At 34.4% G+C, this 14,923-nt stretch carries 19 protein-coding genes and 1 pseudogene; 2 read left to right on the top strand and 18 right to left on the bottom strand.

Translation table 11 applies throughout. The features are described from left to right. Positions 1-12: 12 nt before the first annotated feature. From TETH514_RS05785 to TETH514_RS05745, 9 genes and pseudogenes are all read right to left on the bottom strand, one after another. On the bottom strand, positions 13-255 hold the full coding sequence (locus TETH514_RS05785) for a FeoA family protein (protein ID WP_003868056.1): 243 nt from the start codon (positions 253-255) through the stop codon (positions 13-15). 1 nt (position 256) lies between these two features. Next, on the bottom strand, positions 257-499 hold the full coding sequence (locus tag TETH514_RS05780) for a ferrous iron transport protein A (protein ID WP_003868055.1): 243 nt from the start codon (positions 497-499) through the stop codon (positions 257-259). A 517-nt stretch (positions 500-1,016) separates the two neighbouring features. Beyond that, positions 1,017-1,619, bottom strand: a complete 603-nt coding sequence (locus TETH514_RS05775; protein ID WP_003868054.1) for a DUF1847 domain-containing protein — start codon at positions 1,617-1,619, stop codon at positions 1,017-1,019. Positions 1,620-1,682: 63 nt separating this feature from the next. Continuing rightward, a pseudogene (locus tag TETH514_RS05770) lies at positions 1,683-2,141 on the bottom strand (FmdE family protein). Positions 2,142-2,217: 76 nt separating this feature from the next. Beyond that, positions 2,218-2,634 (bottom strand): tRNA (N6-threonylcarbamoyladenosine(37)-N6)-methyltransferase TrmO, encoded by a 417-nt coding sequence (gene tsaA, locus TETH514_RS05765; RefSeq protein ID WP_003868052.1) that lies wholly within the window; start codon positions 2,632-2,634, stop codon positions 2,218-2,220. Positions 2,635-2,657: 23 nt separating this feature from the next. Next, entirely contained in the window at positions 2,658-3,410 is a 753-nt protein-coding gene (locus tag TETH514_RS05760) for an ABC transporter ATP-binding protein (RefSeq protein ID WP_009052717.1), read from the bottom strand. After that, positions 3,407-4,471, bottom strand: a complete 1,065-nt coding sequence (locus TETH514_RS05755) for an iron ABC transporter permease (RefSeq protein WP_003868050.1) — start codon at positions 4,469-4,471, stop codon at positions 3,407-3,409. Before TETH514_RS05755 ends, TETH514_RS05760 begins: the two co-directional genes overlap by 4 nt. A gap of 61 nt (positions 4,472-4,532) precedes the next feature. Further along, positions 4,533-5,669 carry an iron ABC transporter substrate-binding protein gene (locus tag TETH514_RS05750; RefSeq protein WP_003868049.1) on the bottom strand — a complete coding sequence of 379 codons (1,137 nt, stop codon included), beginning with the start codon at positions 5,667-5,669 and terminating at the stop codon, positions 4,533-4,535. A gap of 171 nt (positions 5,670-5,840) precedes the next feature. Then, a complete protein-coding gene (locus tag TETH514_RS05745; protein WP_009052718.1) occupies positions 5,841-7,181 on the bottom strand; it encodes an FAD-dependent oxidoreductase in 1,341 nt (446 codons plus the stop codon). 200 nt (positions 7,182-7,381) lie between these two features. Between TETH514_RS05745 and hydE the strand changes: the two genes are divergently transcribed. After that, complete coding sequence (gene hydE, locus TETH514_RS05740) at positions 7,382-8,431, top strand: [FeFe] hydrogenase H-cluster radical SAM maturase HydE (RefSeq protein WP_013337643.1); 1,050 nt, start codon at positions 7,382-7,384, stop codon at positions 8,429-8,431. A gap of 18 nt (positions 8,432-8,449) precedes the next feature. Here hydE and TETH514_RS12280 read toward each other — a convergent pair whose 3' ends face one another. From TETH514_RS12280 to TETH514_RS05715, 6 genes are all read right to left on the bottom strand, one after another. Next, positions 8,450-8,527, bottom strand: a complete 78-nt coding sequence (locus TETH514_RS12280; protein WP_255345465.1) for a 4Fe-4S binding protein — start codon at positions 8,525-8,527, stop codon at positions 8,450-8,452. Between the two features lie 35 nt (positions 8,528-8,562). Further along, a complete protein-coding gene (locus TETH514_RS05735; RefSeq protein WP_003868046.1) occupies positions 8,563-9,381 on the bottom strand; it encodes an MBL fold metallo-hydrolase in 819 nt (272 codons plus the stop codon). 83 nt (positions 9,382-9,464) lie between these two features. Continuing rightward, a complete protein-coding gene (locus TETH514_RS05730) occupies positions 9,465-10,340 on the bottom strand; it encodes an ATP-binding protein (protein ID WP_009052720.1) in 876 nt (291 codons plus the stop codon). Next, positions 10,337-11,185, bottom strand: a complete 849-nt coding sequence (locus tag TETH514_RS05725) for an ATP-binding protein (RefSeq protein WP_009052721.1) — start codon at positions 11,183-11,185, stop codon at positions 10,337-10,339. The genes TETH514_RS05730 and TETH514_RS05725 overlap by 4 nt, the downstream gene beginning before the upstream one ends. Positions 11,186-11,199: 14 nt before the next feature. Next, positions 11,200-11,562, bottom strand: coding sequence for a NifB/NifX family molybdenum-iron cluster-binding protein (locus TETH514_RS05720; protein ID WP_003868043.1), 363 nt, complete (start codon positions 11,560-11,562; stop codon positions 11,200-11,202). 194 nt (positions 11,563-11,756) lie between these two features. Further along, complete coding sequence (locus TETH514_RS05715; RefSeq protein WP_003868042.1) at positions 11,757-12,116, bottom strand: DUF5320 domain-containing protein; 360 nt, start codon at positions 12,114-12,116, stop codon at positions 11,757-11,759. 328 nt (positions 12,117-12,444) lie between these two features. On the opposite strand from TETH514_RS05715, the gene TETH514_RS05710 reads away from it, so the two are divergent. Further along, positions 12,445-13,074 (top strand): class I SAM-dependent methyltransferase, encoded by a 630-nt coding sequence (locus TETH514_RS05710; RefSeq protein WP_003868041.1) that lies wholly within the window; start codon positions 12,445-12,447, stop codon positions 13,072-13,074. Positions 13,075-13,090: 16 nt separating this feature from the next. On the opposite strand, the gene TETH514_RS05705 is transcribed toward TETH514_RS05710, so the two are convergent. From TETH514_RS05705 to TETH514_RS05700, 3 genes are all read right to left on the bottom strand, one after another. Further along, positions 13,091-13,516, bottom strand: coding sequence for a hypothetical protein (locus tag TETH514_RS05705; protein ID WP_009052722.1), 426 nt, complete (start codon positions 13,514-13,516; stop codon positions 13,091-13,093). Positions 13,517-13,543: 27 nt separating this feature from the next. Beyond that, entirely contained in the window at positions 13,544-13,693 is a 150-nt protein-coding gene (locus TETH514_RS12550; protein WP_156770523.1) for a hypothetical protein, read from the bottom strand. Between the two features lie 94 nt (positions 13,694-13,787). After that, complete coding sequence (locus TETH514_RS05700) at positions 13,788-14,864, bottom strand: bis-aminopropyl spermidine synthase family protein (protein ID WP_009052724.1); 1,077 nt, start codon at positions 14,862-14,864, stop codon at positions 13,788-13,790. Positions 14,865-14,923 lie beyond the last annotated feature (59 nt).

The following is a 14,923-nucleotide window of genomic DNA, read 5'->3' as shown; positions in this document are numbered from 1 at the left end:
TTATCCTCCTTTTTATCTTTCTTCCACCATAATTTTTTGAGCCATTCCAAAGCCTAAAACCATTCTGCTTTCACCTAATGCTATAATAAGAGGCCCTATATCATTTTTTATTACTCGTATAGTAGCTCCTCTAATAAGCCCCATTTCCGCAAGCCTTCTTCTAATGCCTTCTCCTCCAACAACATCCACAATAACAGCATTCTTTCCAACTGGAAGCATGGTTAATGGCACTATTACCCCTTCTTTCCCTATCAATTTACATCACCTCTACTTCTATCAAAGCTGCTTCACTCTTTCTAAGACTTAAACGATAGCCCAAAACTTTAACTTCTATTGGGTCTCCTAAAGGTGCAACACCTTCTACTTTAAGTTCAGTCCCTAGAATGACTCCCATGTCTGTTAGCCTTCTCCTTAAATCTCCTTTAGCTGCAATTTTAACAATTTTTGCTTTTGTACCTATTGGCAATTTATTTAATGTAGTTACATTTTGAGTCCCCATCTTTTCCGCCTCCTTTCCTATGGTTTATCTGTTTTAATAAATTACTTGAACATTCGCTATTCTAAAAATAATTATGTATGAAACAAATTGAAAATAAATTACAAATGATATTGATAATATTTCTCATTATCTATATAAAAGATTACCACACATCTTACTTTAAGTCAATATAAAAAAAGACACCCGCACATCTTCTGCGGATGTCCCAGACTATAGACAAACTTTCGGAAAGTAGATATTTTGCATAAGGAGTGACTTGTGACAAAGCGTTAACAAAACTTAGCGAGACCGAGGATGGAGGCAGGGCCGCAGCCTTGTGATGGCGGAGGCGGGCACCTGAGACAGGATGTCGAATGTGCCCGGGACCCTGCCGAAATCCGAAGGTCAAGCTTTAGCTTTGTCGCTTTGGAACTCCGGAGCGACGATGCAAAATATCTGCTTTTAAAAATTTTTGACTTTGTCAAAAAGCTGAGATAGCCGTCTTCTGCGGTTGTCCCGTTTTTTATAAACCCTAGTGTTATACATTAACAACTTCTAATCCTTTTACAGGACAATGGGAGTATTTTCTATCCTTTGCTACTAAAGTTGTTACTAATCCTTTAGAATATTTATTAAAAAGTATGTCATGCCCTACGCAAAGTCCTATCACTACATTAAGTTCTGTATTTTCTTGGTTCATTATCTCTGCCTGTGTTATAGGATTGCAAGTAGCAACAAATCCCTCTTTATCTTTTTGAATGTCTATATCTTCTATATCAATAGAACCGACTTTACAGCAAACAGGAACAATTTTCAAATCGTATCGTTCTAATAATTTTACAAATTGTTTAGCTTCTTTACTCATAGAATAACAAAATGCAACGCCAATAGTTTTAAATCCCATCTGTTTAATAAACTCTATTATTTCTTCAGCTCTACTTCTCAACTCTCCATTTTTCTTTTTAGGAAGAGTATTGGCAAAGTTCATTATTTTATGAACCATTTCATCTTGTTTATATATTGCTACTGATTGTTCTACTATATCCCTTCTTTCAACAGTAGGACAATTTTTCGGGAAATTAGACTCTCCTTTAGCGCAAGGCTTTTTAGGACATATTCCACAAGTGTAAATCGACTTCATTTTATTCACCTCTTGTATACTGTATACAATATTTACTAAAAAATTATAACATGTTCCCACCCCCTATGCAAGGGGGGTATTTTCAAAGCAATCTATACAGACCTTTTTGCCTTCCTTAAATCTTATCTTATTTTATTCTCTCCCGCATATTCATCACAGATTTCACATTGTATTGAAGGATAAATTTTAGCTTTTGGTGGAATATCGTAAGGAGGCACCTTAAATTCAAAAATTTCCTCCAAAGGCGCATTCAGCAAAAATTCCTGCCACTATTTTCTACTTTTACCAATACTGTAGGTTTTAAGTACTATCCGTATGCCTTCCCTTGTATCCCTTCTAAAAAAAGTAAAAGGCTGTTTGTCTTTAAATATAAGATTACCTTTGCCAAAAGTGCAGCCTGTTATATACTGAACTGCATCTACACCACATGCATTATTTTCTGTAATGCACAACTACTTCCTCATCCTGCGAAAAATTCAAGTCAAGCTTTTTTATAGCAGCTTCGCATGCCCTAAAACCTATTGCAAGTCCAAGGCACTCATGACCATGAAATGATACGCATTTTTTCTATAATTCTTTATCCATATTTTACCTCATTCTAAAGCCTATCCTCTGGTCCCTTTATACTGTCAAGTTCATAAACATAAGGCTTTATATCAAGGATTGGACTTCCATCTAAAGCATCCACACCTTTTACATAAAGTTTATTTCCTTCAACTTTTACAAGGTCGGCAACACAAAAAGCAATAGGGTTTGGCCTTGAAGGAGATCGAGTAGCAAAAACCCCTTTTACCTCTGGTCCCCAAGGTGTAACTGTCTTTAAAACATCCCGTTTTCCTAAATGGCACCAATAAAGCACAATTATGTGTTTTTTGCTTTCAATATCACAAAGCCCATCTACAAATTCAGGGTATATTTTTAAAACTGCCTCTTTATCCGACATCCTACCTTGCTTTGGAGCATCTCCTCTTTTTTCATAAGGGCTGTGAACAATTCCTATAGGTATTAAATCCAAGCTAAACTACCCCTTTCTACAATTTAGAGTGGTATAACTATTGGTATATTACGGCATTTTTCTACTGCAACAGGTATACCATAAACAGCTTGTATATTTTCCTCCGTCATGACTTCCATTCCACCATAGGCAAAAATGGTGTTATCTTTTAAAAGTAAAAATTTATCAGAAAATCTAAGTGCCAAATTTAAATCATGGATTATAACAATTGCTGCTATATTTTGCTCTTTCACTGTCTCTTTCACAATTCTTAAAACCTCGATTTGGTTTTTTAAATCCAAATTATTTGTCGGCTCATCCAAAAGCATTACAATAGGTTGCTGTGCCAATGCCCTTGCTATGACCACTTTTTGCAATTCTCCTCCACTTAACTCACTTAAATAACGCAGTGATAACTTTTCTAAGTCAAATTTTTTTAATACCTCATTTACAATCTTTATATCCCTTTCAGTCACATCCCACTTTATATGAGGTTTTCTTCCTAAAAGTACCGCATCAAATACAGTAAATCGACCATTCTCATTCCTTTGAGCCACATAACCTATCCTTTTAGCTACTTCTATTCTACTTAGTTTTGAAATTTCATCTTTTTCGATATATATCGTCCCTTTGTGAGGCTTTAAAATTTTATTTATACACTTCAAAAGAGTAGACTTACCAGCCCCATTGTTTCCTAAGATAGAAAGTAATTCTCCTCTTTGAAGAGTAAATTTAACATCTTTTAAAACAGGTACACTGGTATAGCTGAATTCAATACCATCTATATCCAAAATCATCTCTTATACCCCCTTGAAAGCACATAGAGGAAAATCGGTGCTCCCAAAAAGGAGGTTATAGCTCCCACAGGTAACACTACCGGAGAAATAATAGTTCTGCCTAAAGTGTCTGATGCTAAAAGTATTAAACCTCCCATTACAGAAGAAGCAGGAATTAAAAATCTATGGTCTCCTCCAATTAATCTCCTCATTATGTGAGGCCCAACAAGTCCAATAAAGCCTATAATTCCTACAAAGGAGGTAATAACGGCAGCAATTAAAGAAGAGACAAACATGCCCAATAATCTTACTCTTTCCACGTCAACTCCAAGGCCTTTTGCCGTTTCTTCTCCACTGTCTAAAGCATTATAGTTCCATCTGTTAAACATAAAATATATCAGAGAAATGCCTACAACTACAGACATTATACCTAAATCCTTCCATGATGCCCTTCCTATATCTCCAAAAGTCCAAAAAACTACAGAAGCCACTTTTACATCATCAGCAAAATACTGCAAAATCATAGTAACAGCTGAAAACAAAGACCCTAAAGCTACTCCTGCCAAAACCATAGCCTCAGGAGTTACTCTAAAACTTTTTGCCAACATCAATACGACTATTGTCGAACCCATAGAACCCAAAAAAGCAAAAAAGACTACTAAATAAGGATTGTTTATAATCACAGAATCAGAATTTGCAGTACTACCTGCACCAAACACAATTATAGCTACTGCTGCTCCAAAAGCTGCTCCTTGAGAAATACCTAAAGTAAAAGGAGAGGCTAAGGGATTTCTTAAAATGCTTTGTGTTACACATCCTGCAACTGAAAGACCAATTCCTGCTACAATTGCTGTTAAAACCCTTGGCATCCTAATGTTCCAAACTATGATACGAAATCTCTCTTCTCCCTTACCTAACAACGTTTTTATGACATCATAGGTACTAATGCCAGCCGAACCTGCATTTATAGCATATACTGCAAGTACAAGTGTAGCCAAAGCTGTTAAAAATATAATCAATATTTTTCTTTTGATATATTTATTATAGCTATCCGGTACAGTATATATATATGACTGTCTCAAAGCTTCATCCCCTTATCTTTGTAATTCCCCCACTCGAAAAGCGGAGGAATTATGTTATACTCTAAAACTTAATTTTTTCAAAACCCCCATACACTTCTTCCATTTTGTCATACACATTTTTTCCGTAATCTCCAAAAAACAAACTATAAATTTCTTTTGCCTTTTCTACAGGATCGATATCTTTAAATGCTTCTGGATAAAGAACTTTTCCAACCCAATAGGAATCTACCAAAGCTGTGTCAATATTTGTAGTGTAATTGTTGTAAGGTAAAATTCCATATACATTGTCATTTTTAACAGCCTTCAAACTTTTATAAAAATCAGTATTTTTTTGATAATCTTGTTTAACTAAATCAAAGTTCCCTTCATCAATGAATATTATATCAGGATTCCAATCTAATAATTTTTCTCTTTCTATCATGATACTTCCTTTTTGTCCTAAAGTATCAGCTACATTTTTTGCATTTACAGCCATAAAAGGCGGATAATTCCCTTGTGTACTCTCTATACCGTGTGCACCTTTAAATCCTAGTGCACCTATATAAACGGTTGGCTTTTTATCCTCTGGTATATCCTTTGTCCTGTCCTGTAAATCTTTTTGAATTCCTTTGATGTAGTCAACTACTTCTTTAGCTCTATCCTCTTTTCCCATAATCTTTCCTATAATCTCTAATGAGGTATATACATCCTCTTCAAAAGTCCCGAGTTTGCCATAGCTTAAAACTACCACAGGAATTCCTGTTTTGGCCTGCAAGTCATCAGCTTTGGCTTTGTCGAGCAAAGATATCACAAAAATAACGTCAGGATTTACTTCAACTAATTTCTCTGCATCTGCTGTAGAATCAGGACCACCTTGTCCAATAGTAGGAAGTTGAGCTAATTTCTCTTGAAAAATCATATTGTAGGTTCTACCATCTACAAGTTTTTTCTCTATATTTTCTACTCCTGCGACTCTATCAATCCCATCTATATAGGTTATAAGTCTTAAAGCTCCTGGACCTATCCCTACAACTTTATGTACTGGGGTCTTTATCTCTACCTGTCTTCCAACTAAATCTGTAACTGTTTGAACTGTTTCCTTGGAAGTTTGAGAAGTTTGAGATTGATTTTGTGAAGCTTTACTACAAGCTGTCAAAGAAATGACAATCACTAACAAAATAGCAACTATTCCATTAAATTTTTTTAATTGTTTTGACACTAATTACCCCTCCATTAATAAATTTTTACTATTATCGGTCCATGTATAATGTATACGAGTAGTATAATACGGTGTTACTTTTTTAAAAATTATAACACGAAAAAATAGCGAAAACAATAGTCATTAAAAAAACAGACCAAATTTGGCCTGTTTTTTTAATTCTTAAAATTCTCATATCTTTGACATAGCATCTAAAGCAGCTGAATTTATTGGGTATGACACAGGAGAAGATGTGAGTAGTGGATGTGTCGCCACTTGGAATGTATTTAGTTCTGACGCTGTTGTTCCTTTTTGTATTGCAAGACTTAAAATATTAATCATTTCACCAACATTTTCTCCTCCTGCTATTTGAGCTCCTAATATGACTCCAGAATATCTTGAGAAAATCAATTTTATCTTCACACTCTTTGCATTAGGCAAAGTTCCAGGATGTTTGTCCATTGTGCTAAATTCTCCGATTACTATATCAAAGCCTTCAGCTTTTGCTTGCGTTTCTGTAAGACCTGCAGCAGCAAAAGCAGTATTGTATATCTTTGTAGAAAAAGCACTTATTGTACCTTTATTTTCCCTAACCAATCTTAATTGAAATACATTTACACCTGCAATTTTTGCCTCATTAGCCGCAGTAGAGGCAAGAAGTATAGGAACATTCTTTCTTGTAAAGAAGCATTTCTTTTCTGCACAGTCACCAACGGCGAATATGTCTGGATCGTTAGTTCTCATGTATTCATCAACTGTTATTGCTCCTTTTTCATTAAGTTTTATACCTGCAGCTTCAGCTAATTTAGTATTTGGTTTTACGCCCATAGCTAATATGACAACGTCAGCTTTTATTTTTTCACCTGTATCTAATTCAACTTCTTTTACTTTTGTATCCCCTACAAGTTTTGTAACTTTTGTATTTGTTTTTATTGTTATACCATGTTCTTTTAATGTGGCTTCTGCCATATCACTGTATTCATGGTCAAAGGCTTGCCACAAAAGCTTGTCAGCAACCTCAATTATTGTTACATTTTTGCCAAGAAGTTGCACCTGCTCTGCCATTTCAACACCAATAAATCCACCGCCAATTACTACAACATCCTGAGCCTCGTTAATCTTTTGCTGAACAAATTTTAAGTATTCTTCGTCTTTTTTTATTGTAAATACATTTTCTAAGTCATGCCCTGGTATAAAAGTAGGAACTATTGGCAAAGAACCTGTCGCTAAAATTAGTTTTTTGTAGGAAATTTCTCCACTCTTTTTAGCATTAACTTTCTTGTTTTCCCTATCAATTGAAAGAACTTCATCTATTATTAAATCAATACCAGCATTGGTAAGCATTGCATCGGGTATAACATTTTTAGATGTGTCTTTTAATGTTCCAAAAATGTACGGGATACCGCAAGGAACCATTACCCGTTCTCCCATTCTTACAACAGTTACTTTCTTATCTTTGTAAGTTTTTTTAGCAGATAAAGCTGCTAAAATTCCACCTGCACTTCCTCCAATGACCAAAACATCAGTTTCCATCACTTCTATTACCTCCTATATTTTGCATTTTGCTAGAAACTACCCCCTACCCTGTAGGGTACCTCTACGTAAATTATAGGATTATAATAAACTTATGTCAATAAAATATCAAAAATTTGTTAAGAAAATAGTTTAACAATTTTATTGATTTTTTATTAACAATTGTTTTATACTAATTAGGGAAAGAGAGAGTGATATTCATGATAAAAGAAAAAGATATTGATGAATTAATTGAAAAATTAGAAACACATCACAACATTGATAAAGAAGAACTTGTGACACTTTTAGCTTTAGAAGACCCTTCCAAGATTTATCAAGCTGCGGATAGAGTTAGAAAAAAATATGTAGGAGATGAAGTACATTTAAGAGGTCTTATAGAATTCAGTAACTACTGCAGCAATACTTGTTTTTATTGTGGCCTTCGAGGTCCTAACAGGACAATTAAACGATACAGAATGGAACCCGAAGAAATCTTACAATGTGTAAAATATGGAGCATCAGTTGGACTAAAAACAATAGTCCTTCAAAGCGGCGAGGATAAATATTTTAAAATAACTACTTTATGTAAAATAATAGAAGAAATTAAAAAATTAGATATTGCAGTAACTTTAAGTATTGGAGAACTTTCCACTAAAGACTACGCTGAATTAAAAAAAGCAGGAGCCGATAGATATCTACTTCGCATTGAAACTACAAACAAAGAGCTTTATCAAAAATTACATCCCGGCATGAGTTATGAAAATCGCGTAAGGTGCCTTATGGATTTAAGAGAATTAGGTTATGAAGTCGGAACAGGAAGCCTTGTAGGCCTCCCGGGACAAACTTTAGAAATGCTGGCACAAGACCTCATATTCTTTAAAAAAATAGATGCAGATATGCTAGGAATAGGTCCTTTTATACCTTGCGAAAACACACCTTTAGAAAGGGAAAAAGGCGGCAATGTGGAAATTGTATTAAAAATGTTAGCTTTATCAAGACTACTATTGCCTGACATTAACATACCTGCTACTACTGCTTTGGCTGTTAAAGACAAAGCAGGTTATATTAAAGGACTAAAGTGTGGAGCTAATGTAATAATGCCAAATATAGGTATAGATGAGTATAAAAAATTATATAAACTTTATCCTGGAAAAGTACCTGACAATCCCTCTGAAGCTGTAAATAGCCTTGAAAATATCAAAAAGCTTATTTTATCCCAAAATAGGACAATTGGAAAAGATAAAGGCTATCGTAAAAAAATATTAAATTGATATACGATAGCCTTTTTTCTATGAAATTGCTCCTACAGGGCAAATATCAATACATCTGCCACAGTCTCTGCACTTCTTAGGGTCTATATAGGCAATTCCATTTTTTAACTTATGTTAAATTTAACGGGCTTTTAAACAACAATAGAAGAACTTGTAGTTAAATAAGATAGTTTGTCTTTTAAAACAGATTTTAGGATTCCATATTCGTCTATTCCCGTGCAATGACCTGTATATATTTTCTTTATTCCATAGCTATCTATTTTTTTGGCTATTTCTATGATTTCTTCTTCTGGCATACCTCTTAAATGAAAACCTCCAATTAATGACTTGAGAGAACTTCCTTCAAAACGCCTTTTTGCCGTTCCCAAAATATTTAATATACCTGCATGGGAACATCCCGTAATTACATTAATTCCATCTTCCTCTTTTACTACCACAAAAACCTCATCTAAAAAATTATCCTTTATTTTTTCTCCTTTTTCTTCAATTAAAAAATTCTTAGTAGTGAATTCATTGTCATAAACTATGTCAGTGCTTGTGATCACAAAAAAATCTTTTTCTACTTCTGTATCTTCCTCTATTAGCACAAAATTATTTTTGTATTTATTGTAAATTGCTAAGTTAAAACCTATCTCATCTATATTTCCATTTTTCCTCAATGCATATTTTTTATCTAAAATCCGCTTATGAGCATATATTTTTACATTGGGATTCTTTTCAAGCAAACCTTTGAGCCCACCAATATGGTCATAATGCCCATGGGTGAGAACCACTTTTTGTATTCTTTCTACCTCTATACCCATTAAACCGCAATTTTTTATAAAGTTTTCACTCTGGCCGGTATCCACCAAAACTTCTTTATCATCTTTTTTTACTAAAATTGATAATCCATGTTCTGCTACAAAGTTTTTATTAAAAGCCACATTTTCTATAAGCACTTGTATTTCCAATTATTCTCTCCTCCCTTCTTTAGTGATGATGATGTTCGTACAATGCATTGAAACTTCTTCGCCTTCTGAAGCAACAGCAATTTTCATTTACTTTCCACCCCTTCATCTAAAATTTCTTTAATCCTAAGCCACATTTTATAAATTTGCTGGTAAGCAGTGCTGTCAGGATAACTACTTAAGCTTTGTAAATTTTTTAGAGCTTTTACAACTGTTTCATCAAAATCTATTTTCCCAACAACCACAATGTTGTTTTCCTCACAATATTTTTCTATTTGTTGTGATACTTCTTTATTTAAATCCCATTTATTGACACACACCACGGAAGGAACTTTAAAGCTTTCTATCGCTGACAATACTCTCTTCATGTCAGCAAAACCAGAAAGTGTAGGTTCTGTAACAATTAATACCAAATCAGCACCCGTAGCAGAAGCAAGGACAGGACATCCTATTCCTGGAGTGCCATCAATTATCAAATACTCATCGTTACCGTCACTTACTTCCTTCGCCTTCTTTCTCACCTCTGTCACCAATTTCCCTGAACCATCTGCTCCAGGAAAAAGCTCTGCATATACTACTTTTTCTCCCGACTTTGTCTTGGCATATACTACATGGCCTGTTTTTTCCTCTACCAATTTAATCGCTTCAACAGGGCATTTATACATGCAAAGGCCACAACCTTCACAATAATAAGGATTTACCTCAAAATTTGAAATAGCATCAAACCTGCAAAGTCTTTCACAAAGTCCGCATTCAATACACTTGTCTTTGTCAATTACTGCTGTCTCTTTGCCGTAAAAGTCTTGCTTTTCTATTATTTCTCCTTGCAAAACTATATTTAGGTTAGGAGCTTCTACGTCACAATCCGCCATAATCTTATTTTTGACAATGGTGCTCAAAGTAGTGGCAACTGTGGTCTTCCCTGTACCACCTTTCCCGCTTAAAATTGCTAACTGCTTCATTTTTTTATCAACCCCAATGCATCAGTCGTCAACTTCTCAAATATTCCTTTTACCTCTTCATTAACCTCAATCAACAATTTACCTTTTGAATAGGCCTCTGCAAACTCTTTTTTAAAAGGAATCTTCGCTAAAACTTTTATGCCTTCTTTTTCGCAGTATTCCTCGATAATATTGTCTCCTTCCCCAGCTTTATTAATGACAGCGGCCATAGGAATGCCCATCTGTTTTACAAGCTGTACCGCTAAATCAAAGTCGTGCAGACCATAAGGGGTAGGTTCTGTAACCAGAATGCACAAATCACTTCCTTCAATAGAATGTATAACTGGGCAGGAAGTCCCTGGCGGACTATCCACTATTACAGGTTTATCTACATTCTCAATCAATTTATTAATCTCTTTTAAAATAGGCACTCCAGTCGCTTCTCCATAATTTAATTTTCCGTCTATAAAATCTACGCTTTGGGCTTTGCCCTTCCTTATCGTTCCAATAGGTTTGTATTTTTCTACTATGGCATCATAAGGACACATCTCAAAACAAGCTCCGCAGGAATGACATAAGTGGTCAAACACGAGAATTTTTTTGATTAATTTTGTCAAAGCTCCAAATCTACACGCTTTTACACACTCACCACATAATGTGCATTTGTCGGAGTTTATTTCAGGTATTATGACTTCAACCGTTTTTTCATCTTCTATTTGAGGATTTAAAAATAAATAGCCGTTAGGCTCTTCTACATCGCAATCAACATACAGGCTATTATTAAAAGTTTTGGCAAGGTTAACAGAAACAGTTGTTTTTCCTGTCCCACCTTTACCACTCAATACAGAAATCTTGACTCTTCTCATCTTCAATGCTCCTTTTAATGATGGTGATGTCCTTGATTTGTCGCTTCTGTTATCTTTTCAAGGCTTCCATTTTTAAAAAGCTCTATGTTTGTTTTTACATCTCCTTCTATTGCTTTATAAACTGGAATTTCTGCTGCTTTAAATACTTCCATAGCATTTGGTCCTACATTGCTTGAGATGAGAACTTGCACCCCTTCATCTATAAGAGTCTGTGCCGCTTTAGTGCCCGCACCACTGCTTTGGGCTACTGCAGCGTTGTCAATAACTTTATAATCCATCGTCTCACTATCAACTATAATAAAATATTGAGCTCGTCCAAATCTTGAATCCACCTTAGCTTCAAGAGTTTTTCCTTCTGAGGAAATAGCTATTTTCATATTGCATCCTCCATTTCATTATTGACATATGTTACTTACATTTATTAATATATTATTATTTTTGTCATATGTCAATAAATTTATTAAACAAAAAGCGCACTTAATCTGTTTTACTATAACACTTTAGCCAAATTATATCAAATTAAAGCATAAAAATAAGCAGCCACTTGCGTGACTGCGACTTTTAAAACTAATTATTCCTCTTTTTTATCGTCTTTTTTCTCTAATTGGTCCAATCTTTCTTTTATATATTTTAATTGGTCTTCCAAATATTTTGCTTCAGCACTTAAAACATCTTTTTCATTTATATTGTAGCCAGGATATTGAGGATACCCATAACCATACCATCCTCTTGCCCAACCAGGAAGTCCTGTTAAATAGTACATATGTCTAAATCCTCTTCCTCTGCCGAACCAACCGAAGCCTCTGCCAAATCCCCAGTATGCTCCTCCGGGATTTAAATAACCAGGTACATTATATCCTGAACAATATCCTAAGCCTCTTCCTGTTCTTGGGCCTAATCCCATTGGACCTGTTCCATCTCCTCTTGGCATATCAATCCCTCCTCTTTTATTTTGGTCATATGACCATTACCTAGTTATATAATATCACTGTTATGGACTTATGTCAATAATATTTTACCCAAAAAAAGCTTTTTATTGTTGAATTTTTAAAACCTGATTTAATTCTTCACGTATTTTCATTATATTTCTGTTATATGATATAATGAAATCAATGGAAGGTTTACTATAAAAATTTAGACTATTTCGAAAAAAACTGAGATAATCTATAATAAATTTACCAGAGGATGAACTGATAAATAAGATTGATTTAAAAAAGCATATCCAGGAAGAAAATAATAAAAAGAAGGGGGCTTAAAATATGCCTAAAATATCTGCTTTTGAAAAACATTTTGACAGATATGAAGAATGGTTTGAAAAAAATGAATACGCCTATCAATCGGAATTAGACGCAGTGAAACTACTCATGCCGAAATTTGTAAAGGGATTAGAAATAGGAATTGGCACAGGAAGATTCGCGGTACCTCTCAATATAAAAAATGGAGTTGAACCTTCTTCAGAAATGAGAAAAATAGCTTTAGAACGGGGTCTTAATGTGGTAGATGGAGTAGCAGAAAATCTTCCGTTTGAAGACAACTCTTTTGACCTTGTTTTAATGGTGACGACTGTATGTTTTGTAGACGATGTGCTAAAATCTTTCAAAGAATGTTTTAGAGTGCTTAAAAATAACGGTACAATTTTAATAGGTTTTGTAGATAGAGAGAGCACAATTGGCAAAATATATCAAGCAAATAAAGAAAAAAGTCTATTTTACAAAGAAGCAACGTTTTATTCTACAAGTGAAATAGTTGAATTGCTTTACGAAGCAGGATTTAAAAATTTCAATTTCTCACAGACCATTTTTAAAAAACTTGATGAAATAAAAGAAAAAGAACCTGTAAGATATGGCTTTGGCAAAGGCTCCTTCATAGTAATAAGCGCTAAAAAATGACATTTGAACTACCTTTTTAAAGCAAAGCTTTTATTACGTTGTCTAAAAAATCCCCTTCTTTGGGTTGCGTATCCTCTTTTGATTCTATTTTTTCTATCAATGTACCTGATAAAACAATTTGCACATTTTGATTTCTATCCACAATTATTGAGATAGGTTCCAAAGCTCCGCTAAGTATACCTAAAATAACCATTATCTGTGAAGGGGTTAAGACTCCCTTCTTTTTTTCATCTCCTCCTTTTCCACCTGTGTTATCTTTTTCACCATTTTCCCCATTCCCTTTATCACCATTCCCTCCATCTACATCAGGATGTTCTCCACCTTCTTCGTTTTTATCCTCCTCCTTATTTCCTTTTTGACCATCCCCTTCGCTATTTTCCTTTAATCCTAGCTTTAATAGCAAATCTTTCAATTGGGATTCTAAATTATCCGATGAAAACATGTATTTTCTCCCCCTATAACTTTTATGTCATCTTATTGGCAGTGGAAAAATTATTATCGCTGGCTCTTCAGGTCTTGCATAACCCAAACCAAAATAGAGAATCAACGAAAGTATAATTACAAGCAAATAAGCATTTAATCCTTCTTTTTCTTCTTTCATAGCGATCACTCTTTTCATAAAATTTTATATACTCATTCTTATATATGATTTTATAGTTTGTCTTGTGCTTGTACTGAATAATAAATATAGGCCTCCACATTAGTGTGGAAGCCTATGCTTTGTCTCCTTTGTAAATTAAAGCCTCTTCGTCTACGTATAATTCACAAGGTTTATATTCATTTTCAATTCCTTTTGAATCTTTTAAGGTCTCTATACGATACATAGAAGACCTGTACCAATTAAGTTTTGGCTCTACTTGCACAAATTCATATTGTTTACCTACTGTATTTAAAAGATAGTCCCAATTTACATAATGATTAAAGTTATGGATAATATCTGTCACTACCACTTTAAATTTACTTGCTAAAATTTGCTGGAAAACATTCCACTTTTCCAATGAGGCCTCTATCAACGTCAGTCCAAAATACCCCGCACACCCTTCTTTGGAAAGAGCAGAAATTCCTCTTCCTATGCAAATTTCCAAAGCTTCTATAGTCTCTGGCGGGTCAGTAATAAAAGTATCAAAATACCCTACATATTCCTCTGGTAGTTTGTCTCTAAAATCGTATTTCATAGCTTTTATAGGCAGATTATATTTATTTGCCACCTCATTGATGTATTCCACTAGTCTATCGTCTATTTCCATCACAACAATTTCCGTTGGCATACCTGAAAGTCCTGCTGCTATACTTACAAGGTCATCATCACCTAAAACTAAAAGCTTTTTCCCCTCTAAATCTCCTCTTTCAGCCATGAGAGCTATTCTGCCCACCACTGTTTGTGTCGTAACAAAACCTTGGTCATAATCACTAATAGCTTTTGGGCGATTTACTGTCACTTGGTCAAATTTTTTGATCAAGTCTTCTAATTTAGAAAAGTTTATCCCTCGTCCTTCACACGCGTGACAAGTATATGTTCTTTTTGGAGCTATTTTAAGACTCCCAAGATATTCTAAACCTTTAGAATTAAATTTTATATCTCCATTTTTCTCAACTTTCAACAGATTTTTTTGACGTAGTATCTCAATCATTTCTGCTACAACCGAAAAAGGTTTCTGAGATAAGGTTATAATCTCCCAAAAATGCGGAGTTGCTGCAGCAGCTGACAATATTTTTTCTACATCTTTTGAGGAAGTCATAACCCCTGTTTTTTGGTAGATTTGGTGTGCTATATCTTGTAGATTTTCCATCTTCTCACCCCCATACTAGTATTGCTACAAGTTTTTTACACCTTCAAAATACCATACAG

The organism is Thermoanaerobacter sp. X514, from assembly GCF_000019065.1.
Lineage (GTDB): Bacteria > Bacillota > Thermoanaerobacteria > Thermoanaerobacterales > Thermoanaerobacteraceae > Thermoanaerobacter > Thermoanaerobacter pseudethanolicus.
The sequence above is the reverse complement of the archived record's forward strand: the minus strand, read 5'-3'. Positions and strand labels throughout refer to the sequence as shown.